The following is a 20,588-nucleotide window of genomic DNA, read 5'->3' as shown; positions in this document are numbered from 1 at the left end:
CTTTTTTTCAACATATTTATTTTTCTTTTGTAGGCTTAAAGGGAGAGCTTTCCACATGAATTTTAATTCTTTTAAGGGCATATACCCATAGGAAGAGAACAAAAACCCAAAAGAGCGGCATAAGAACAGATATTTCCGACAACAAAATGAAGTCGAAAACCCCATGAAGAAGCAAAGGCACGATAAAGCCCAAAAGCATATGTCTTGTTCTGTTTTCAGGCTCAAATTTTGCCATGGCAAAGCTATAGCCCATGCTTACGCCAAATATTCCATGGGCGGGAACAGATATTATGCTTCTGCCTATGGCCGTATCCAGGCCGCCGAAATCCGGGTTAAATACATAAAGAATATTTTCAACCCCGGCAAATCCAAGGGCTATAAAAACGGCATAGACGATTCCGTCAAACTTTTCATTAAAATTTCTGTTTCTCCAGGATAGAAAATAAAGCACTATATATTTCATCGCTTCCTCAACCAAAGACGCAACAATAAAAGCCATATAAAATGCTTCTTCTATTTTTCCAAGGACCGGCATCCATGAAGTAACAATATTTTCAATTTTTATTATAGGAGCCGTTATAACCGCCCCAAAAATTACCCCTAAAAAAAGCAGGTCCCAGGGCTCTTTTTCATATTTATCTCTTATATAAATATAAATAACGGCAATTATAACAGGTGCTATGGCAATACTTAAAAGCTTCATTGCTCCTCCTTATAAGAGGTTTTAATTACAGCATAAGATAGTAATTAGACTTAAAGAAGGCAAAATTTTTCCCTTTAAGATGATTTACTATAATATTTATCTGTATAAATAGATCAGCAGTTATTATTCTGCTCAATGATACCTAATTTATACTTTTCAAAGGATAATTCGATACAGATAATATCTATTGATATAGGACTGCAAAGCCTTTGATAATTTTCAAAAACCGCCATAAGATATAGAAAAAAGAGGATAAACATATAATGATAAAGGCCTTCAGATAGATTCTTTTACAAAAAGTTATACTGAAAAATCACTTCTGCGATGATGTATAAAGTCATCAGTCGGCTTTTATCCTCATAATTTCTATCGCTTTGGCATATTATATACGCAAAGAGGGTGATTACTTGAAAATTAAATGGAAAACACTATTAATTTGCATTGCGATTCCACTGATTGCAGGCGGCGTTGCAGGATTTATTTCAAAGAACAGCATGGGGACTTTTGAAGTTCTAGACAAGCCTCCATTGTCGCCTCCGGGATGGGTATTTCCAGTGGCTTGGACTATACTCTATATACTAATGGGCATTGCTTCCTATCTAATTCTTACATCGCGGGCACCGCAAGAAAACATTGGCAGAGCTATAAGACTTTATGGCTTGCAACTTTTCTTTAACTTTTTTTGGTCTTTTTTATTTTTTAATTTAAATTTGTATTTTTTCGCCTTTATCTGGCTCGTTACTTTATGGCTTCTAATTCTGGCTACGACCATTTCATTTTTAAGGATATCAAAAATAGCGGCATATTTCATGCTGCCATATCTTCTGTGGGTAACTTTTGCAGGGTATCTGAATCTCGGTATCGCAATTCTTAATTAAAAAAAGCCGCTGCAGCCTTTATTTGGCACAGCGGCTTTTTAATTTGAGTAGGGCAGATGGCTTTATAGCTGATAAATTAAAAATTGAAATAGATGTAAAGAGCGGCTAATTTTTTATAAAAAATCAGACCATAGGTGAATTCAAATAAAACAGTAGCGTTGTAAACTTACTTTTCCTAGATTTTATGCCTTCTTAAAGCCCATCCCTTACTGCGGAAGAAAAGTAAATTAACTATACTTCTCTTTACAGAATATAAAAAAGAGCATAAAGCCCTTTTTATGTCTTGTTTTATTATCATTGTGAATAAATAAATTTATATGCCTGTTTCTGTATTTTCTTCTTGTTCAGCAGAAAACAAGACTTTTTTTACGCTTTTTTCAAATTTTGTCCGGGGTATCATTATTAAATGCCCGCAGTTTCTGCATTTAAGGCGAAAATCCACTCCTACCCGCAAAACCTCCCATTCGTTGGTTCCGCAGGGGTGGGGCTTTTTCATAGTAACAATATCGCCAACTGAAAATTTCATAAAGCACCTTCCTTAAATCACTTAAAACGCCATTTCATCGCAAGCCAAGTTCATAAATTATACGAATAAAACGAGGAGGTATAAAAAGAAGAGGTATGCTTATTTGGCATACACTCCTCCTGAAATAAGACAGTTTAAAATCATGGATTTTTCCGCTATCCCATATATAAGGCCTTCCATTGTTTCTCCGTAAGCGCAATACTTATCTACAAACGTAATAATATAAGATTCCAAATATTTAGGAAGCGCAAAGGTTACAGGCCACATATGCTTAACGATGCCGTCTTCCTCGATAGGGTTTAATTTGGCAATCTTTCTGGCGTTTCTCAAGGCAACCTTTGGGTGGGCGAAAGCATGCCTTCCTTCCGGCTGTCTTTCCACTCTCCAGTCATATAAAAACAAATCGTGCAGAATTCCTGCTCTTGCGGCGGACCTGTAATCAAGCCCTAAAAACTTGCATATTAAATAACTGTGGTAAGCTACGTTTATACTATGCTGAAGCCTTGTTGTACTAAAATGCTGTATAAAATCATCAAGCTTTTGAACCATTTCATCTTGAAGAAGATCTTCGACACAATCTCTAAATTCAATTGCAAGTTCTTCGCTGTTACTATCCAACCATACCTTTGACCAAATGGCTTTTCTCAACTATGCAGCACATCCTTATTATTATGCTAAGATTATAAATAAGGGAACTTACTGCCAAATGAATTCGTTATAGAAGCAGCAAGCCTGTTTTTATAATCTTTATTTTTTATGTTTTCAATAGATAAATAATATCATAAATCAAAAAATAAATCTATTAATATTTCGTTAATTCTATATTTGGTAAAATTACATGGAATTTACATTAGACAAGGACTTTGCCGTAAAGCAAAAGCCCTTGCCTAAAAATGGTATTTTAATTTATTTTATTTTAAATTCAAAAACATCAGGCCTGTTATAATGGCCGCAAGGGTCAAAATCAAGCCTGCTTAAAACCACCTGATTTAAGTCAAGGTCTGCTATGATAAGCTCCTCTTTATCCCATACAGGCTCCGTTACGTACTCACCGAAGGGATTCACTATGGCGCTTCCGCCTCTGCACATGATTTCAGGCTGGTTTTCAAGCTCTTTATAATAGTTAAGGTCTGTAGGATACATGCTCTTTTCAACATATTGATTACAGCTTATAACAAAGCATCTGCCTTCGAGGGCTATATGTTTTATGGTGGACTGCCATACAGGCCTTGCGTCGGCCGTAGGGGCAAGATAAATGCTTACGCCCTTGGAGTACATGGCCATTCTTGCCAAAGGCATATAATTTTCCCAGCAAATAAGAGAGCCTACGACGCCGTAAGGTGTGTCAATGGCTGTAAGGGTGGAGCCGTCTCCTTCTCCCCATATGAGCCTTTCGGAGCCTGTAGGTTTAAGCTTTCTATGTTTTCCTAAATATTCACCGTCCGGGCCGAAAAATACGAAGGTGCAGTATAAAGTTGCATCGATTTCATCCTTCTCCGTTACCCCTAGGGTTAAGTAAATATGATTATCCTTCGCTGCCTTTGAAAGCCTTTTTGTATCTTCTCCCGGTACGATGATGGAATTATCGTAATATCTTTTCCAGTCCTCACGGCCTTCCATGGTTCTGCTGCCAACAATAAAGCCGTAAGAAAATCCTCTTGGATAAGCCGGAATGAATGTTTCAGGAAAAATAATCATTTCTGCACCTTTTGATGCCGCTTCTTCCGTAAGGCTTATTATTTTATCTATGGTTTTTTCTTTATCCATGATAACAGGCGCCGCCTGGGCTACTGCAATCCTCAAATTTTCTTTAAAAGGTTTAATACCCATCATCTCCTTATTTTAAATAAGCAATTATAATAAATTTAAAGTGAAACAGTAACAAAACCGTATATTCATAAGGGCCAAAAATGTATGGATTTCAAAAGAAATCCACATTTTGGAGTCTACAGCAAATCGGTTCTTGTTATTTCTTTATGAGAAATTTACTATATTTATTATTTATATGATAGTTTAAACCTTTATAATTATCAATGTTTTTTTGAATTTTTATTCAAATTTAAAAGGCACGACCATAGAGAACAGGATAGATTTTTTTAAAGATACTCCGTAAGCTTACTAAATAATGGTTTAAATTTATAAATAAATTTAGATTTTATTTATAATTTTATGGCCTTACCCAAACCTTGGATACAATAACTGTCATATCGTCTTTTATTTTATTATCGGAAAGAAATATTGCCTCTTTAATTAAAGACTGGGCGATGAAGTCGGGATTACTGCTTTTTAAATCGCTTAAAAAGTTTAAAATCCAATCCTTATTTAAACTGCCTTTTTTTATTTCTGTTATCCCGTCTGTAACCATTACAATGATATCGCCGTCTTTTAGCTTTCTTTTGCTTATTTTAACGTCAATGTCCTTTAAAATACCTATGGGAAGGGCAGAGGCTTCCACTGTCATAACAGTTTTTCCTCTGATGATAAACGTAGGTGCTGCCCCTATTTTCACAAACTGGGCACTGCCATCAAAACCGTCAGCAAGACAAATATCAAGCGTAGAAAAGCTGTCCTCATCGGATTTTAATATCAATACGGAATTAATCATATCGATTGCCGTCTCTATATCAAAGCCGGATTCCAGAAGCTCTTCCGTAAGGCTTATGGAGGCTTCGCTTTCCGCCTTTGCTCTTTTGCCGGAGCCCATGCCGTCTGAAAGGGCCAGAAGCTGTCTTCCGTTTTTAAGCTCTAATGTGGTGTGGCTATCTCCCGAAGATAAGCTGCCTTCTTTCGCCGATGATGCAACCGCATTTATAAACTGATATTTTTGTTCTTCTATAAGGCGAAGCATACAGCTTCCGTTTTTTGCATAGCACTGGGCTACCTCTTTTTTCATTTTTCTTCCCGTGACCCTGTTGATTATGGGAATGATTTGCCTTGTGCAGCTTCTTTTACCGTTACAGGGCTTTAAATCAATAGATATTTCATATTTACTGGCTCTGTTCTCCATGACAAGAACGCTGCCGGCGTCAATATTATTTTTCATAAGCTCGTTTAAAATGGCTTCTTCCGCTTCTGTAACAAATTTAAATTCATACTCCATTTCGTCGCTAAGCTTATCTATGATATTGGAAAGCCCTGTAAGCTGGCTGCTTACAAGCTGCCTGCTTTCCGCTATTTTATTCTGCCATGAAATATTGTTTTTATATAATTCAAAATAACTGCCTATAGCAGAAGAAAAGCTATCCATTTTTACACAGAATTTCTGAAGGTCCGGAGGAATATTGCTTAAAGAAAGATACCCTTCTTTTTCCCGTATTTCCAGAAGGGCAAAGGCCATCTGATAGGTGGAATAAAAATTAATCTCCCAGCAGTCTTCTTTAAATTTGCAGTTTTCACAGCACTTTGCCGCAACGTCATCAATAAGGCTGGAAATATCCTTCTGGCTTAGGGTGTAATTTTTTTCATAAAGAAGATTAAAGGTATCCCCAAGCCTTTTAAAGGACTGAGAAAAGCCTTTAAGCCGTTCTACGGATAGTTCACGGGATTTATCGGCATATAGGATACTGGAGGCGCCTTCGTTAATAATCGCATTTGTACTTAAGCGTATATTTTTAGGCATTACATAAAAAATAATAGATGCCAAAAATACGCTTAGCAATAAGGATTTATCAAAAATAGAGATATCAAGGTAAAACCCTGTTATTATTCCGCCGCATAAAAAGCCTATAACAGAGCCCAGCTTTCCTGCATCTTTCATAAGGCCTGCGATCATTCCCCCTATGCTTAATATGCCTACCAAAGAATAATTGGCATATCCTGTAAGGGTCAAAATAAACCCTATTAAAACCCCTGAGGCAGAGCCTAACGCCCCGCCTCCTTTATAAGCGGTCAAAAGGATTAAAAGAGAGGAAAAAAGATATTTCAGGCTGATATTCAATATGTATATGTCCGAAACCCCTGCAAGTACGGCACCAAGGAGTATTGCAAGGCTTATGATGGATTCATTTCCAAGAATCAGTTTTTTATTTTTTCCTTCCAGAATAGAGCTTCCTTCGAGGATAATGAAATAAAGGGCAAGCGCAAGAATTCCTTCAAGAAAGGACATGAATATATAATATGCATTGTATTTTCCTATATAAGAAAATAGAAGCCCCATAAGTGCTATGCCTATGGCTCCCGGAACAGCTCTTATTTTTTCTCCAAGCTTTATATTGAAAAATCCCAGAAAAAACTCCGCTGCGCATATGAGCATAATAGAAGAAAGATATTTTAATATATAAATTCCGTTAAACCTTGTAAGCATGCCTATGGCCGTAAAAAAAGCTACGGCAATGAGCTTATATCCTCTTCCCATAAAAAGAGAAATAAAGGCTATGGCCACAGGGTTCATAAAGCCGAATAATGCAAGGCGCCCTATAAAAAGGCCCATAGCAGACATTAAAAATGTAGGGGCCTCTTTCTTCAAAGCAAATAAAATATTTTTCTCCTTCTTTGTTTCCTGCCTTTCTGTTAGGAATATTCTGTCCAAAATAAAACACCTCCGCTTATCTTTTGAAAGCATAGTTACAGTAAATTTAAAGTTAAACAGTAATAAAACCGTATATCCATGTGGACTTAAAACATACCGTTTTCTGTGGAAATCTTTAAATTTATAGTGAATCAGCTTTCGTTCCTGCTTTATATAAATTTACTATAAGCTGTAATTTTCCACTTCCTGCCATATTCACAATTATAATAATTTAGAACAAGAATTTTTGTAAATATATGGAAATTTATCCTGTTTTTTTACGCAAAAAAAAACGCCATAACTAAAAAGTCATCAGCGTTTTTTAATAATTTACATAAAAACTAATTATTGTGTCCCGTCCGCTTTTTATAAACAAAAAGCATTAGGGTAAGTACAATGAAAAATACGGCCGCAACTGCAATGGCGTATATATTTCTAAGGGCTATTAATATGGCGAAAAGCCCTGAAACGGCAGAAATACCGTAAAGTATTCCGACGGCCTGCTTCTGAGAATATCCCTTATCTATAAGCCTGTGGTGCAAATGGCCTCTGTCGGCGCTCATGATAGGCTTATGATTTATGGCTCTTCTTAACATGGCAAATAAAGTATCAAGAATCGGAAGGGCTATGCATAAAACCGCAAGAAGCACAGAAAGAACAGCGTAGGATTTAAATACCCCAAGAATCGAGGATACCGAAAGGACGTAGCCTAAAAAGGTCGCTCCCGTGTCCCCCATAAAAACTTCGGCAGGGTTAAAATTTCTGGGTAAAAATCCAAGGCAGCTTCCCGCAAGGGTAGCCGTAAGAACAACCGCAAGCTCCGTTCCTGTAAGAAGGCATAAAACCATAAGGCAGGTTGCACAGATGCTTGTGACACCGGCTGCAAGGCCGTCAACGCCGTCAATAAAATTAACGGCATTGGTAACGCCTATAATCCAGATTATGGTTATGGGCGCACTAAGGCTTTCTAAATATGTAGCAAAGGGCCACATAAGCGTGTTTATCGTAGTTCCCGTAAGTACCACAACAAGGGCCGCGATAAACTGTATGGCAAGCTTAAGCTTTGCATTCAAATTATAAATATCATCAAGCATGCCTAAGGCAACAATGATGATTCCGCCTATTAAAAATCCGGTAAACTGCCTTGTCCTGATTTCTGCCAAAAAGGGCATAAGAATAAGCATGGTAAGCATAAAGCCCAATACAATAGCTATGCCCCCCATTCTTGGAATAGGCTCCGTATGAAGGCCTCTTTTTTTCGGATAATCTATTGCCCCAAGCTTTAAAGAAACCTTTTTCGAAAAAGGTGTAGCTAAAATAGAAATTCCGAATGCACAGGCAAACGCCGCTATATATAAAATCCAGTTGTGGTTTGCGACAAAAATCTGATTTTCAATCAAAACAATGTGCTCCTTTAATCAAAGCCGGTACAGGCAAGATTCGTATTCTTATTACTTCGTTCCGAAAAGCCTGTCGCCTGCGTCACCTAAGCCCGGTACAATATAGCCGTGGTCGTTTAATTTCTCGTCGTAAGCAGCAGTATAAATATCTACGTCGGGATGTTCTTTTTTAAGTCTTTCCACGCCCTCAGGGCAAGCTATAATACAAAGGAACTTCATGGCTTTTACGCCCTTTTCCTTTAAAAACTGTATGGCCGCAGAGGCAGTACCGCCGGTAGCGAGCATCGGATCTATAATATAAACATCTCTTTCTTCTACGTCGCTTGGGAGCTTGCAGTAATATTCAACAGGGTTCAGAGTTTCAGGGTCACGGTATAAGCCTACATGGCCTACCTTTGCTGTAGGCATAAGCTTAAGCATACCGTCTGTCATGCCTATACCCGCTCTTAAAATAGGAATAAGCGCAAATTTCTTATCGGCAATCACCTTGCACTGGGTAAAGCCGATAGGGGTTTTAATGATTACTTCCTTAAGAGCAATATTTCTTGTGGCTTCGTAGCATATAAGAAGGGCAATTTCTTCTACAAGTTCTCTAAACTCCTTATTGCCTGTTTCCTCGTTTCTAAGCATTGAAACCTTGTCTACCACAAGCGGGTGGTCTATAACATATAATTCTCCCATTACTTGCCTCCATAATTTAATTTTATAGCAAAATAGCTTTAAGGTAGTAACAAAAACCTATTTTACTATAGACTTCTGTGGTTAAAAAATCAAATTCTGTTTTATATAACTATAAAACAACCTTCTTTGACCGTTAGTAAATTTATTTTATGCGAAGGGAGAACCTTCTTATGGTTAACGTAACCATAGTATGTGCTTAAAAATACAGCCGCAATTCTGAAAGAATTCTTAAAAATAAATTTACAACCGGACAAATTTTATATTTATACTCAAATAAAAGAAAATAGTAGCGTTGTAAATTTGTTTTTCCTTGATTTTATGCTCTCTTAAAGCCCGCTCCTTACTACGGAAGAAAAGCAAATTTACTATATTTTACAGCAAAAGATATGCAGCCTCTTTGTTTTTTCTCCACTGTGCGTATTTGTCTTCAAATAGCTTAAAATAGAGTAAAAACAAATTGACAATGTATTGTTTCATCTTCATTCAAGTATAAATTTTATTCATTTTCTTCCAGCCTTTTTAATACTGCTTCCACAAGCATTTTAAGCTCGTCTCTGGATTTTTTATAAACTTCAACAGACTGCATGAAAGGATCAGCTACTTCCTTATTGAGCCCCAAAGCATATTCATATATAGTAAAAACCTTAAGCTTCGCATTGGGATTCATATTAAGGATTGCATCTTTGTGAAATTTCCCCATGGTGAGTATTAAATCGCTTTCTTCAATGTCTTCATAACGAACCTGCTTCGACTTATGAGCTGATATATCTATGCCTAGTTCTTCCATGGCAAGGACTGCATTTTTACTTACAGGGATGTTGCTTTCATGAGAAAGGCCTCTGCTGATTGCATTTCGGCCCCTTGTGTCAAGGCTTTTAAATAAGGCGCAGGCCATAGGGCTTCTGCAAGTATTTCCGGTGCATATAAAGGATATATTCATAAAAATCCTCCTTAAACATCAACGATATTGTACCCGCAGGCCTTTTTCAGCCTGTTCATAACAGCTATGCCTATGCCCTTTTCTTCAATGCCTTCGGTAAAAACAAGCTCGCAGCCGTCGGCATCAATCTGCCTTAATAGCTTAAATATATTAGCCCCTATGGTTTCGGGTTCACTTGCTTTTCCCATAATATATATCCTGCCGGGACCTTGATATTGTTCTTGAAGCTCTTTCGTAATCATAAGGGCAAAATTTTTTTCACCGGCGGATAATTGATTTATAGTTGAAATAATTTTATTCTGATTTCCCCGAAGTAAAATCATTTTTGCCTTTGGTGCATAGTGTTTGTACTTCATTCCCGGTGCCTTAGGACCTTCCCCTTCTTCTTCTAAAAATTCGAAGGAGCTTGATATTTTGCCAAGAACATTTTGTACCATTGAATCTGTTATGGCTCCCGGCCTTAATATCACAGGCTCTTCTTCGGAAACGTCGATGATTGTAGATTCAAGGCCGAAATCCGTAGGCCCGTCATCTATAATCATATCGATAACTCCATACAAATCCTCTTTCACATGCTCTGCCATCGTAGGGCTCGGCCTGCCGCTTTTGTTGGCACTGGGGGCGGCTATGGGAACACCCGCTTGTCTTATAAGGGCCCTTGCGATATTATTTGAAGGCATTCTTATGGCTACGGTGTTAAGCCCCCCCGTGGTAGCATAGGGAACAATGTCTTTCTTTTTAAAGATAAGGGTCATCGGCCCCGGCCAGAAGGCTTCCATAAGAAGCCTTGCCTTTTCACTTATATCGTATACAAGGCTTTCAAGCATATCAATATCCGCAATATGGGCTATCAGCGGATTATCTGACGGGCGGCCCTTTGCGGCATATATTTTTCCTGAGGCTTCTAAGCTAAGGGCATTCGCCCCGAGACCATATACAGTTTCCGTAGGGAAAGCTACTAACCCTCCGTTTTTTAAAATACGGCCCGCTTCCTTTATGACAGGGTCATTAGAAAGCTCCGCCGTATTCCTTACTTTTTTTATTAAAGTATTCATTATTTACCACAGCACTGTTTAAATTTCTTTCCGCTTCCGCATGGGCAGGGGTCATTTCTTCCTGTTTTCTGGCCTTTCACTATGGTGCCGGACACTCTCTGATCATGGGTTAATTTTTTCCTTGTTTCCTCGTCAAAAATATGGTCCCACTGGCTTAAGGTATAAAGATGCTCAGCCTTATACTCTACCATTTTTTTATAAAGGGCTTCAAAATCAATCTCAAGCTTTACATTTGAAGTTTCTTCAAGTTCTTCAACATTTATTTCTTCTTTCAGGCCGCCGTTTATACCGTCAATAAAGCCTACGATTTCATAGTCTTTCATATTGTATTTTTCAGCAAGCTCATTAAGGGGCATTTCTATTTTTTCAATTTTATTGCCTATAATGTCTTCATAAATAGCTTGTTCCTTAGGCATATATATGTTCCAGAAGCTTTTTATGCTCCTTCCCTGATTATCATAGCTTGATCTTATCCAATTTTCATATAAGCTCATTTAATTTCCCCGTTTCTGTAAAAATCTTAATGTGTAAATTTAAATTTTGTCTTATATAGAGTCCTTAGGTCTTTCAAGAACGATTACCTCGATGCCCGGCAGGTTTTCTGCAATCCTCTTTTTAAGGTCATCTCTGCTCATGGACTCGGAAGGCGGCTCCCCAAGGACAATGCTTGTGATTTTATGGCTTAAAGCGAATACCCGCACACTTACATAAAAATCACCCTCACTTAGAAAATGAACCATACCGCCTTTTGTCTTTCCATAATCAAACAGTTCTTCGAGAAGCTTTCCTGCATTGGAATCATCAAAAACGCTGTTGCCTCTTTGCATGTGAAAAATATGCAGCTTCCCTTCTCCCGCAATCTGGCTGCCTTTATCTATAAGCCTTTTACTGTTTGTCTGCGGAGTAATGCATACCAAAACGTTCTTCTTTACTATGCTCAATTTTAACACCCTCTACTGAATTGGTGATCTTCAAATACATAAGCCTATTGTATTTTAATATTAATACTTCAAAAAATCAAGTAAGCAATCAGTGAATTATAAAAACCGTCAAATCCACCGTAAATTTGCATATCATTTTTTCTGCTTTCATAAGCATGTTCCCCGTATTCCCTCTATAACCAAATGCATATAGGGTCATAAAAGCAAATTGACTATATAGCTTACGATACTACACACCCTTTTTCCCTATAACTACTATGATATCGTAATTTTTGTCTAAATTGGGATCGAAAATCACGACACTTTCAGGAAGAATCTTTTGAATATCCTTTCCTAAGGAACGGCTGTTTACGAATATTCTGGGGTTATCTTCCCTTGTTCCGCTATAATCGCCTACGGCTTCCACTGCAAAGCCGTTTTCTTCAAGAACTTCTTTCCCCTTTTTGGCAAGGCCTGCTGAATTCCCTCCGTTAAGCACCTGAATGCGCTTTTCAGTAGCAGGCTCTTCTTCTACAGGGTCTGAGTCGTAGAAGAGGCTTTGAACCAACTCTTTGCTCTTAGGCTCATCTAAAACTACATAGGATTTTGAATTAATATATACAGTTCCCGTCATGGGAAGAGTATAAGTGCTTATGTTTTCTGTTTTAAATCCTGTAACATATTTCAGGTATCCGGGAAGCTTCGTCATGTTAAAATCCGTTTCTACATATTTCAGCGCCGCACTAACTGCGGAAGCGGCATTATTGAGCAAGTTCTCTTTTGTAAGGGCCTTCTTTACAAAGGCCTTTATAAATGCCTGCTGAACTTCCATTCTCTTTATATCCCCCTGGGGATAAGAACGGTATCTTACGAGACCTTCTGCGCTTTTTCCATCAAGGGTTTGAACCCCCGGGTATAAGTCTATATGAAGATTTTGAATAGGGTCATGATAATACATTCTCTGAGGAACATCAAATTCCACCCCGCCAATTTCGTCAACAAGATATTCAAAAGCGTCTAAGTCAATCTTTACATAAAATTCCGGTTTAACGCCAAGCAAATCATATATCTGGGCCTTTAAATAATCCATGCCTAATTCCTTGCCTGCATAATGATGCACTTCCGTAAGCTTCATAATTCCGTCTGAGGGAACGACTTTCCCCTTTTCTTTTAAAACGTCAATTCTATCTTTAGGCATCGTAACCTTTGTATCTCTGGGAAGAGAGATAAGGTCGATTCCTGTGGTTTCAGGATTAAAGCAGCCTAAAATCATAACGTCTGTTCTTGTTCCGTCGTCGTCTGTTCCTGCGATTAAAAAAAATGTTCTTTCTTCCTTGGAAGAAAATATATTGTTTATAGATGTTTTTTCTCCAAGACCTTCTGTTAAATGGTTTACAGCTTCATTTCCCGAGCCAAACATACTAAGCCCTGCCACAACAACAACAAAGGCCAACAAAAAAATACCCACCGTTCCTAAAAAGGTAGTTATAAATTTCCTTATGATTTTCCGTTTTCTTACGGGATTATCTGTTTTTTTCATATATTCCTCCGTACCTTACTGAATTAGATACATTCTATCATAATACCCATACGCTGTTAACAAAAAAAAGATTTATTAAAAAAATCGTAATAATCCCTTTGGTTTAAATATATAAATGCTAAAAATTGCCGTAAGAAATTGAGCTTTTATTAAGTTTTAAAATGCTTTTTAAAGGAGGTTTTTATGATATATCCCCTAAAACTGAAACCTGTATATGTAGAAAAAATATGGGGCGGAGATGGGCTTAAAAGAATTTTCAACAGGAGCCTTCCATATGAAAAAACAGGAGAAAGCCTTGAAATTGCAGAAACAGCGATAATCTCAAACGGCATCTATAAAGGAATACCCTTTTATGAAGTACTAAAAAAAGAGCCTGAAAAATATCTTGGAAAAAATATTTTATCTGAAAATCCCTTTCCTCTTTTGCTTAAACTTATTGATGCAAGCTCTGATTTATCTATACAGGTCCATCCTTCTAATCAATATAATGAGAAAAATGAAAGACATTTTATAGGCAAAAACGAAGCATGGTATATTTTATCCGCACCGGAAAATGCAAAAATAATAGCAGGCCTTAAGCCGGGAGTACCAAAGGAGGTTTTGTCAAAGCTCGCAGGAAGTGAAAAGATTAGAAATGTACTGAATTCTATACCGGTAAAAAAAGGCGATGTTATCAATATCCCTGCCGGCATGGTCCATGCCATAACAAAAAGTATCGTCTTAATGGAGATACAGCAAAATTCCGACAGAACCTACAGGCTCTACGATTATGGGAGGGTTTGGAAAGACGGGAAAAGGGAACTTCATATAAATGAGGCCCTTGAAGCTATAGATTATAATTTACCGGAAAATAAAAATCCGGTAAAAGGTCTTTCTATTAAAGAAGACGGAGTTTTAAAAACATATTACATATGCAATAATCATTTTTCTCTTATAAAATATGAATTTGAAAATTATTATACGGAAGAAAGCGATATAGACAAATTTTTCATTTTAACCTTAGCCGAAGGCTCTGGAAAAATAGAATATTCTGATAAAGCAATGGGGCTTTCTCCAGGGGAATCGATTTTTATCCCTGCAGCATTGGGAAAATATATGATACGGGGAAAAGGCATCATTATTAAAACATTTATAGGCCATAAGGAAAAGGATTTTTTATTCCCCCTTTTATCTTATGGTTATTCGATGGAGGTAATTACTGAAAAAACATGGGCAACTTAGATAAAACACCGCCTATTTAGGCGGTGTTTTATCTAAGTTTATTTAAGTATTTATTAAAAGGGTCGCCTGAATTCATAAGGCTGTAATGAATCCCTCTTGATTTGCAGAAGTTTTCCGTTTCTTCAATGAAAGCCGTAAGCTCTTTTTTATATTCTTCTAAAACCGAAGGGTCTATTTCAATATCAAGCTTTGAATCATTCTCTGAATCTACAAGGCGAACCCCTCCTGAAAGCTCCGGGAACAGCTCTTCCTTTGATAAAACATGGAGAACAGAAAGCTTCTGTTTCTTATAAAGAAGATTCAAAAGGATTTTCTTATAATCGCCTTTCGTAAGAAAATCGGAAATAAAGATTCCTACGCCCGACCGGATACCGTATTTATCGATTAAAGAAAAAGCTTCCTCCATGTCTGTTTCTCCTGAAGCCTCTAAGGAATCCATGAACTCTACAATAGAAGCAAGCTTGTTTTTAGCAGAAGCATTTTTTATATTAAGCTCAAGCTTTCTGTGGAATGTAAATATATTTACATTATCAGCCTTGGAAATAGCAATATAAGCAAGGCTTGCGGCTATTACCTTGCTGAAAAAAAGCTTATTATTTTCGCCGAAGTCCATAGAGTTACTTATATCCAGAAATATATTTACTGAGGCCTGTCTTTCTTCTTCAAATATTTTAACGTAAAGCTTATTGAGCCTTCCGTAGCTATTCCAGTCAATCCGCCTGATATCATCTCCTAAGGTATAGTTTCTGAAGTCGGAAAAATCAACGCTTGAACCTTTAGCTCGCGACCTTCTGTTGCCTGCGAAGCTTCCCGTAAGATTTTTACTTATATCAAGCTTTAAGGAATTCAGCATTTCTATATATTCCTGGGTAAATATGTCTTTTACATAATCCATTTATTTTTCCTCTTTAATAAGCTCTTTAATAATCCGATCTGTGTCTATGCCTTGGGATACAGCCTCAAAATTTAAATAAATCCTATGGCGAAGAACGGGAAACGCCGCCTTTTTTATATCGTCATAGCTTAAATTAAAACGGCCGTCTATAAGGGCGTATACCCTGCTGATATTTATAATTGCCTGTGCCCCTCTTGGGCTTGAGCCGTAATGCACGTAATTTTTTACGCTGTCCGGAGCGTTTTCATAATCCGGATGGCTGCGCATTACGATTTCCGCGGCATAATCCATAACAGGCTCGGATATGGCAACGCTTTTTGCTGCTTCTCTCATCTGGATAATTTTTTCAGAGCCAAAGAGCTTTTCCGTTTTCTCTTTTTCTTCTTTTACAGCAGTAATGTCAAGAATTTCAAGAACATCTTTTTTAGACGGAAAATCAACATTCAGCTTTATCATGAATCTATCCAGCTGGGCCTCAGGCAAGGGATATGTTCCTTCCGTTTCAATGGGGTTTTGGGTTGCCAGCACAAAGAAAGGCTCCGGCAGATGATAGGTTTTTCCGCCTACGGTAACGGTCTTTTCCTGCATGGCTTCCAAAAGGGCAGATTGGGTTTTCGGAGTCGCCCTGTTGATTTCGTCTGCAAGAATGATATTGGCAAAAACAGGCCCCTTTTGAAATTTAAAGCTTCCTTCGTCACCGGAGGTCTTAACCAATATATCCGTTCCCGTTATATCGGCGGGCATTAAATCCGGAGTAAACTGTATCCTTGAAAACTCCATATTGAAAATATCTCCTATGGTTTTCACAAGCCTTGTTTTTCCAAGACCGGGAAGCCCTTCAAGAAGAACGTTTCCCCCCGCTATAATAGCCGAAAGAACATTTCTGACGGTATCTTTCTGACCGATGATGCTTTCTCCTATTTTCTCTTCTATAAGCTCAAAGTCTTTACTGAAGCCCTCTAAGTTCAAGCCTTTATCTTTATCCATAATCTACCTCTAACATATAATATTTAAAGCTTCCTTTATTACCTCAAATTTAACCTTTCCGTCTGTATAAATAACATTGCCGTCAATATTAAATTTATACTCCCTGTCAAACTCAAGGGTAAGCTCTTTGCAGTTTTTAAAATGAACTATTTTTAAATCCTTATGCATCCCAAAAGCAACAAGGGGAAATATTAATAATATTTTTAAAAACATAAGAGCGTCCACATAGCAAAGGGTAATATAGCCGTCATTTACTTGGCTCATGGGGGTTATTTTAAATCCCCCGCCGTAATACTTTCCGTTGCAGACAGCGATTAAAGTAAATTTCTGCTCTAATGTCATGCCATCTATTTTTATTTTCGCCCTGATGCATTTATATGTGAATATATTTCTTAGTACCGATACAATATACGAAAACTTTCCCCAGATGTTTTTTGTTTTGGACGCCAGATAGGCTATTTCGGAATCAATGCCAATGCAGCCTATATTCAAGCAGTATCCCTCGTTATACTTTAAAATATCGGTTTTCTTAGACCTTCCTCTTAAAATAACTTCCACCGCCCCATCAATATCCTTAGGGATATGAAGGCTTTTTATAAAATCATTGCCGCTTCCTACGGGTATAATGCCAAAATTAATATGAGGAGCAATATTTTCATTTCCATCCATAAAGCCTTGGGCCGCCTCAAGGAGGGTTCCGTCTCCCCCTACGGCAACAATTGTTTTAGCTCCTTCCCCTATGGCCTTTCTTGTAAGCTCTGCCGCGTGATACGGCTCTTTTGTAAATAATATTTTGTAATCAATTCCCTTTTCATTCAGGAGCTTTCCTGCCCTATTTGCTGCCGCTTCCCCTCTTCCGTTTCCTGCGGCAGGATTCACAATAAAATATATCATATAAGTCCTCTTGGGCCTTTTACGCTTATAGCTAAATAAAATAATCAAGGTAGGAAAAATCGTATGCTTTGAATAGCTCAAATATAGATTTTTTTATACATTTAAGCTGTTTACGAAAAATAGATTTTTGCCGCTTCCTTAAAATGTTTTGCTTATGTAAGCATAAAGACATGTTTTTAGTATAAAAACATTTTAGCATATAGCAAATCCACTTTCAAATATATATAATAAAGGTATGCTTGTACTAAAGGGCAAATGAAATCTCAAATCAGGAGGAACCCTATGATTTATAGAAATGCTGTTATCAGCGACATACCCCAAATAATGGAATTACAGAAAAAATACCATGTTTCAACCATAAGTGAAGAAGATAAGCCCAATGGTTTTGTTACAACATTGTTTACGGAAGAGCAATTTAAGGAATTAATCGAAAAAGAAAACGGCATAGCCATTGCCTGTGATGAAGAAAAAATAGTCGCTTACGCTATGGCGGCTTCCTGGGAATATTGGTCAAAATGGCCTCTTTTTCAGCATATGATAAGCGACTTAAACAATACGGAATATAAAGGTAACAGGCTCTCCACCGAAAACTCCTATCAATACGGCCCTATCTGCATTGACAAAGCCTATAGAGGTACCGAGGTTCTGCCAAAGGTTTTTAATTATTCCAAAAAACAAATGAGTGAAAGATACCCTATATTAATCACCTTCATCAATCATATTAATGAAAGGTCTTACGCTGCCCATACGAAAAAACTTAATCTTGACGTAATCAAAAATTTCCAGTTCAACAACAATAATTATTATGAATTGGGCTGTCTTACAAAAGAATAGGCGCTGTTTAGAGGACTAAAGTCAATTTCAATTAAACAGTAATAAAAATCGTATATTTTATGTTTAGTGAACCTGAAAACGCTTACAGGGAAACTGTTAAAGTGTTTTCAGGCGAACGCCCCTTATAGCCAACAAAGATATTTTAATCTTTGTTGGCTATGAATGGCTTAAACATAGCGATTCTATATGTTTAAACCGTTTATGAAAAATAGATTTTTATTGCATCCTTCTGTGAAATTTACTATAAAGGAGAGATAAATTATGTTTAGGCCAATGAGAAGAATAAAGCAATTATTATCTGAAGAAGATACCTTAGCCGTAATGAATAGATGCACAAACGGTGTTTTGGCATGTTTGGGAGATGAAGATTATCCTTATGCCGTTCCTTTAAGCTATGTATATTTTAATGAAAAAATATATTTTCATTCTGCAAAGTCCGGGCATAAAATAGACGCAATCGAAAAAAGTCCAAAGGTTTCTTTTACCGTAATAGACGAAGACAATATTGTAAGTGAAGAATATACAAGTTATTTTCGGAGCGTCATCGCATTTGGCAGGGCAAGAATTGCCGAAGACGGCGAATGGTTTGAAGCCTTTAAGGCTCTTGTTGAAAAATATTCGAAAGACCAGCCGGAAGAAAATAGAATTAAAGAAATATCCGGCTGCAATCATAGCCATATTATTGCAATCGATATAGACCATATAACGGGAAAAGAAGCCATTGAATACGTAAGAGCCAAAAATAAAAAATAAACATCAACAGTACATAATTTAATGTGAGTTCGGCGGAGCCGAACCTCTTGCATAGCAAGGGAAAAGCCGTGGGACTTTTCATGTCATGAGTATAAAACTTTAATTACACCTTTGGGTGTACGCATTGCTGTGTTTTCCTGCAAATTTGTACGAATATGGTTTGAAGTTTGCGGAATTTTAGTTCCATGAACTCACTTATTTATAAATGTATATCTTGAAATTCATCCTATGTTTATGATATACTTTCTCTGGGAATGAAGTTCTCCCATGGCAATTGCCAAAACCGCTTATTAAGCTGATGACTTCTGTGATAAATTGTCGCAGAAGGTATCAGCTTTTTGTTTTTTGCGGCAAAACAAACTTTAGGGGGAATATTTATGCTTACTAGTCTTGCTTTTATCTTTCTTTTAGGTTTGCTTCTTGGTTCAGTCTTTCAAAAACTAAAGCTTCCAAATCTTATAGGACTACTGCTTACTGGAATAATCCTTGGACCTTATTTGCTAAACCTTTTAGATAATTCAATACTTTCTATATCTGCTGATTTACGACAGCTTGCCCTTATAATCATATTGACGAGAGCAGGGCTTTCATTAAACATTGAGGATTTGAAGAAAGTAGGCCGCCCAGCAATGCTCATGTGCTTCGTTCCAGCATGCTTTGAAATTGCAGGAACAGTGTTGTTGGCACCGCCTTTATTGGGAATTTCTTACCTTGAAGCTGCAATAATGGGTTCTGTCATTGCGGCTGTCTCCCCCGCTGTAATAGTTCCAAGAATGCTAAAGCTTATGGAAGAAGGATACGGTATTAATAATAGTATTCCTCAACTTATTATGGCTGGAGCTTCCGTTGATGATGTTTTTGTAATTGTGCTTTTTACTTCCTTTACATCATTAGCCACCGGCGGCAATATTTCTGCCATAAGCTTTGCCAAAATACCCGTGTCTATTATTACGGGTGCTTTGATTGGAAGCTTAATAGGCTATTTGTTAGTAATATTCTTCAAAAAAAAGCATTTTCGAGATTCTGCAAAAGTAATTATCCTTTTAAGCATATCTTTTCTGCTTGTTGCCTTTGAGAAATATGCCGAAAATCTTTTTCCTGTATCCGGATTGCTTGCAGTAATGGCTATGGGCGCTATGATTTTCAGAAGATACCCCGTACTTTCTGAACGCTTATCCAATAAGTTCACAAAGCTTTGGGTGGGTGCTGAAATTCTCTTATTTGTCCTTGTTGGTGCTACTGTTGATGTAAGCTACGCACTTTCAGCCGGATTGCCATCTATGATACTTATTTTTTCTGTTCTGGCACTTCGTATGACAGGTGTTTTCTTTTGTTTGCTAAAGACAGGGCTATCACTTAAAGAGCGGCTTTTTTGCATGATTGCATATATGCCGAAAGCTACTGTACAGGCGGCCATTGGCGGTTTGCCACTGGCAATGGGTTTACCCTGCGGCCAAATCGTTTTGACTGTAGCTGTTTTATCAATTTTAATTACCGCACCTCTTGGCGCTCTGGGCGTTGACTTAACTTACCGCAAATTATTGAAGGCTTCTTAACCTTCTCATTGTTTATCATAGTAAATTTATTATGAAGAAGCAGCAAAAGTCTATTCCCTTAAGGCATATCGTTACCAAACAAAAAACAAGTTTGATAATCATAAGAAAATATTCACTTAAAAAAGGATACAGGCTTATACCTGTATCCTTTTTTAAGTTCGCTTTGTATAAAAACACGGCTTTCCTTCAGAAACAATATATTTTTTAGCCTGTCTGAATATACGGCTTTGCTACTGGTTAACTTTAAATTCGCCATAATACTTCACACATTAAAAGGCCCTGATTAACCGGGGCCTTT

20 protein-coding genes and 1 riboswitch are annotated in these 20,588 nt (G+C 37.4%); of the genes, 5 read left to right on the top strand and 15 right to left on the bottom strand.

Going from position 1 to position 20,588, the window contains the following annotated elements; genetic code table 11:
• Nucleotides 1–16: 16 nt before the first annotated feature.
• On the bottom strand, nucleotides 17–703 hold the full coding sequence (locus NBX03_RS04990; RefSeq protein WP_250229651.1) for a PrsW family glutamic-type intramembrane protease: 687 nt from the start codon (nucleotides 701–703) through the stop codon (nucleotides 17–19).
• 407 nt (nucleotides 704–1,110) lie between these two features.
• Here NBX03_RS04990 and NBX03_RS04985 point away from each other — a divergent pair, with 407 nt between their 5' ends.
• Nucleotides 1,111–1,581 (top strand): TspO/MBR family protein, encoded by a 471-nt coding sequence (locus NBX03_RS04985; RefSeq protein WP_250229650.1) that lies wholly within the window; start codon nucleotides 1,111–1,113, stop codon nucleotides 1,579–1,581.
• Nucleotides 1,582–1,894: 313 nt separating this feature from the next.
• Here the strand turns inward: NBX03_RS04985 and NBX03_RS04980 are convergent, their stop codons facing one another.
• From NBX03_RS04980 to NBX03_RS04930, 11 genes are all read right to left on the bottom strand, one after another.
• Nucleotides 1,895–2,107 (bottom strand): DUF951 domain-containing protein, encoded by a 213-nt coding sequence (locus NBX03_RS04980; RefSeq protein ID WP_250229649.1) that lies wholly within the window; start codon nucleotides 2,105–2,107, stop codon nucleotides 1,895–1,897.
• A gap of 99 nt (nucleotides 2,108–2,206) precedes the next feature.
• Nucleotides 2,207–2,755, bottom strand: a complete 549-nt coding sequence (locus NBX03_RS04975) for an HD domain-containing protein (protein ID WP_250229648.1) — start codon at nucleotides 2,753–2,755, stop codon at nucleotides 2,207–2,209.
• Between the two features lie 258 nt (nucleotides 2,756–3,013).
• A complete protein-coding gene (locus tag NBX03_RS04970; protein WP_267134872.1) occupies nucleotides 3,014–3,937 on the bottom strand; it encodes a carbon-nitrogen hydrolase family protein in 924 nt (307 codons plus the stop codon).
• Nucleotides 3,938–4,274: 337 nt separating this feature from the next.
• Nucleotides 4,275–6,635, bottom strand: a complete 2,361-nt coding sequence (gene spoIIE / locus NBX03_RS04965) for a stage II sporulation protein E (protein ID WP_250229646.1) — start codon at nucleotides 6,633–6,635, stop codon at nucleotides 4,275–4,277.
• Between the two features lie 320 nt (nucleotides 6,636–6,955).
• Complete coding sequence (locus NBX03_RS04960; RefSeq protein ID WP_250229645.1) at nucleotides 6,956–8,014, bottom strand: glycosyltransferase family 4 protein; 1,059 nt, start codon at nucleotides 8,012–8,014, stop codon at nucleotides 6,956–6,958.
• A gap of 51 nt (nucleotides 8,015–8,065) precedes the next feature.
• Nucleotides 8,066–8,695: a uracil phosphoribosyltransferase gene (gene upp / locus NBX03_RS04955; RefSeq protein WP_250229644.1), complete on the bottom strand. Its 630-nt coding sequence runs from the start codon at nucleotides 8,693–8,695 to the stop codon at nucleotides 8,066–8,068.
• Between the two features lie 496 nt (nucleotides 8,696–9,191).
• Nucleotides 9,192–9,635, bottom strand: coding sequence for a low molecular weight protein arginine phosphatase (locus tag NBX03_RS04950; protein WP_250229643.1), 444 nt, complete (start codon nucleotides 9,633–9,635; stop codon nucleotides 9,192–9,194).
• An 11-nt stretch (nucleotides 9,636–9,646) separates the two neighbouring features.
• Nucleotides 9,647–10,690 carry an L-threonylcarbamoyladenylate synthase gene (locus tag NBX03_RS04945; RefSeq protein ID WP_250229642.1) on the bottom strand — a complete coding sequence of 348 codons (1,044 nt, stop codon included), beginning with the start codon at nucleotides 10,688–10,690 and terminating at the stop codon, nucleotides 9,647–9,649.
• Nucleotides 10,690–11,184, bottom strand: a complete 495-nt coding sequence (locus NBX03_RS04940) for an SEC-C metal-binding domain-containing protein (protein ID WP_250229641.1) — start codon at nucleotides 11,182–11,184, stop codon at nucleotides 10,690–10,692. The genes NBX03_RS04945 and NBX03_RS04940 overlap by 1 nt, the downstream gene beginning before the upstream one ends.
• 51 nt (nucleotides 11,185–11,235) lie before the next feature.
• The gene (locus NBX03_RS04935) at nucleotides 11,236–11,631 is read right to left on the bottom strand and encodes an adenine nucleotide alpha hydrolase family protein (RefSeq protein ID WP_250229640.1); all 396 of its coding nucleotides are present in this window, start codon (nucleotides 11,629–11,631) and stop codon (nucleotides 11,236–11,238) included.
• A 229-nt stretch (nucleotides 11,632–11,860) separates the two neighbouring features.
• On the bottom strand, nucleotides 11,861–13,150 hold the full coding sequence (locus NBX03_RS04930; protein WP_250229639.1) for an LCP family protein: 1,290 nt from the start codon (nucleotides 13,148–13,150) through the stop codon (nucleotides 11,861–11,863).
• 183 nt (nucleotides 13,151–13,333) lie between these two features.
• On the opposite strand from NBX03_RS04930, the gene NBX03_RS04925 reads away from it, so the two are divergent.
• Nucleotides 13,334–14,371 (top strand): type I phosphomannose isomerase catalytic subunit, encoded by a 1,038-nt coding sequence (locus NBX03_RS04925; RefSeq protein WP_250229638.1) that lies wholly within the window; start codon nucleotides 13,334–13,336, stop codon nucleotides 14,369–14,371.
• Nucleotides 14,372–14,399: 28 nt separating this feature from the next.
• Here NBX03_RS04925 and NBX03_RS04920 read toward each other — a convergent pair whose 3' ends face one another.
• From NBX03_RS04920 to NBX03_RS04910, 3 genes are read right to left on the bottom strand one after another with little or no spacing between them, the layout of a single operon-like run.
• Entirely contained in the window at nucleotides 14,400–15,266 is an 867-nt protein-coding gene (locus NBX03_RS04920; protein WP_250229637.1) for a DUF58 domain-containing protein, read from the bottom strand.
• Nucleotides 15,267–16,253 (bottom strand): AAA family ATPase, encoded by a 987-nt coding sequence (locus NBX03_RS04915; protein ID WP_250229636.1) that lies wholly within the window; start codon nucleotides 16,251–16,253, stop codon nucleotides 15,267–15,269.
• Nucleotides 16,254–16,262: 9 nt separating this feature from the next.
• Nucleotides 16,263–17,147 (bottom strand): diacylglycerol/lipid kinase family protein, encoded by an 885-nt coding sequence (locus tag NBX03_RS04910; RefSeq protein ID WP_250229635.1) that lies wholly within the window; start codon nucleotides 17,145–17,147, stop codon nucleotides 16,263–16,265.
• A 282-nt stretch (nucleotides 17,148–17,429) separates the two neighbouring features.
• Here NBX03_RS04910 and NBX03_RS04905 point away from each other — a divergent pair, with 282 nt between their 5' ends.
• The 3 genes from NBX03_RS04905 (at nucleotide 17,430) to NBX03_RS04895 (ending at nucleotide 20,290) form a co-directional block, all read left to right on the top strand.
• Nucleotides 17,430–17,981, top strand: coding sequence for a GNAT family N-acetyltransferase (locus NBX03_RS04905; protein WP_250229634.1), 552 nt, complete (start codon nucleotides 17,430–17,432; stop codon nucleotides 17,979–17,981).
• A 261-nt stretch (nucleotides 17,982–18,242) separates the two neighbouring features.
• On the top strand, nucleotides 18,243–18,734 hold the full coding sequence (locus NBX03_RS04900) for a pyridoxamine 5'-phosphate oxidase family protein (protein WP_250229633.1): 492 nt from the start codon (nucleotides 18,243–18,245) through the stop codon (nucleotides 18,732–18,734).
• Nucleotides 18,735–18,975: 241 nt separating this feature from the next.
• Nucleotides 18,976–19,049: riboswitch (Fluoride riboswitch) on the top strand.
• A gap of 62 nt (nucleotides 19,050–19,111) precedes the next feature.
• Complete coding sequence (locus NBX03_RS04895; protein WP_250229632.1) at nucleotides 19,112–20,290, top strand: cation:proton antiporter; 1,179 nt, start codon at nucleotides 19,112–19,114, stop codon at nucleotides 20,288–20,290.
• The last annotated feature ends 298 nt before the right edge of the window (nucleotides 20,291–20,588 follow it).

Source organism: Anaeropeptidivorans aminofermentans (assembly GCF_940670685.1).
Taxonomy (GTDB): Bacteria; Bacillota; Clostridia; order Lachnospirales; family UBA5962; genus Anaeropeptidivorans; species Anaeropeptidivorans aminofermentans.
The sequence above is the reverse complement of the archived record's forward strand: the minus strand, read 5'-3'. Positions and strand labels throughout refer to the sequence as shown.

Bases quoted from the DNA above. Each gene is read 5' to 3' on its own strand.
- NBX03_RS04990 (WP_250229651.1), bottom strand. From the start codon at position 703: ATGAAGCTTTTAAGTATTGCCATAGCACCTGTTATAATTGCCGTTATT.
- NBX03_RS04980 (WP_250229649.1), bottom strand. From the start codon at position 2,107: ATGAAATTTTCAGTTGGCGATATTGTTACTATGAAAAAGCCCCACCCC.
- NBX03_RS04970 (WP_267134872.1), bottom strand. From the start codon at position 3,937: ATGGGTATTAAACCTTTTAAAGAAAATTTGAGGATTGCAGTAGCCCAG.
- upp (WP_250229644.1), bottom strand. From the start codon at position 8,695: ATGGGAGAATTATATGTTATAGACCACCCGCTTGTGGTAGACAAGGTT.
- NBX03_RS04950 (WP_250229643.1), bottom strand. From the start codon at position 9,635: ATGAATATATCCTTTATATGCACCGGAAATACTTGCAGAAGCCCTATG.
- NBX03_RS04945 (WP_250229642.1), bottom strand. From the start codon at position 10,690: ATGAATACTTTAATAAAAAAAGTAAGGAATACGGCGGAGCTTTCTAAT.
- NBX03_RS04940 (WP_250229641.1), bottom strand. From the start codon at position 11,184: ATGAGCTTATATGAAAATTGGATAAGATCAAGCTATGATAATCAGGGA.
- NBX03_RS04930 (WP_250229639.1), bottom strand. From the start codon at position 13,150: ATGAAAAAAACAGATAATCCCGTAAGAAAACGGAAAATCATAAGGAAA.
- NBX03_RS04925 (WP_250229638.1), top strand. From the start codon at position 13,334: ATGATATATCCCCTAAAACTGAAACCTGTATATGTAGAAAAAATATGG.
- NBX03_RS04920 (WP_250229637.1), bottom strand. From the start codon at position 15,266: ATGGATTATGTAAAAGACATATTTACCCAGGAATATATAGAAATGCTG.
- NBX03_RS04915 (WP_250229636.1), bottom strand. From the start codon at position 16,253: ATGGATAAAGATAAAGGCTTGAACTTAGAGGGCTTCAGTAAAGACTTT.
- NBX03_RS04910 (WP_250229635.1), bottom strand. From the start codon at position 17,147: ATGATATATTTTATTGTGAATCCTGCCGCAGGAAACGGAAGAGGGGAA.
- NBX03_RS04905 (WP_250229634.1), top strand. From the start codon at position 17,430: ATGATTTATAGAAATGCTGTTATCAGCGACATACCCCAAATAATGGAA.
- NBX03_RS04900 (WP_250229633.1), top strand. From the start codon at position 18,243: ATGTTTAGGCCAATGAGAAGAATAAAGCAATTATTATCTGAAGAAGAT.
- NBX03_RS04895 (WP_250229632.1), top strand. From the start codon at position 19,112: ATGCTTACTAGTCTTGCTTTTATCTTTCTTTTAGGTTTGCTTCTTGGT.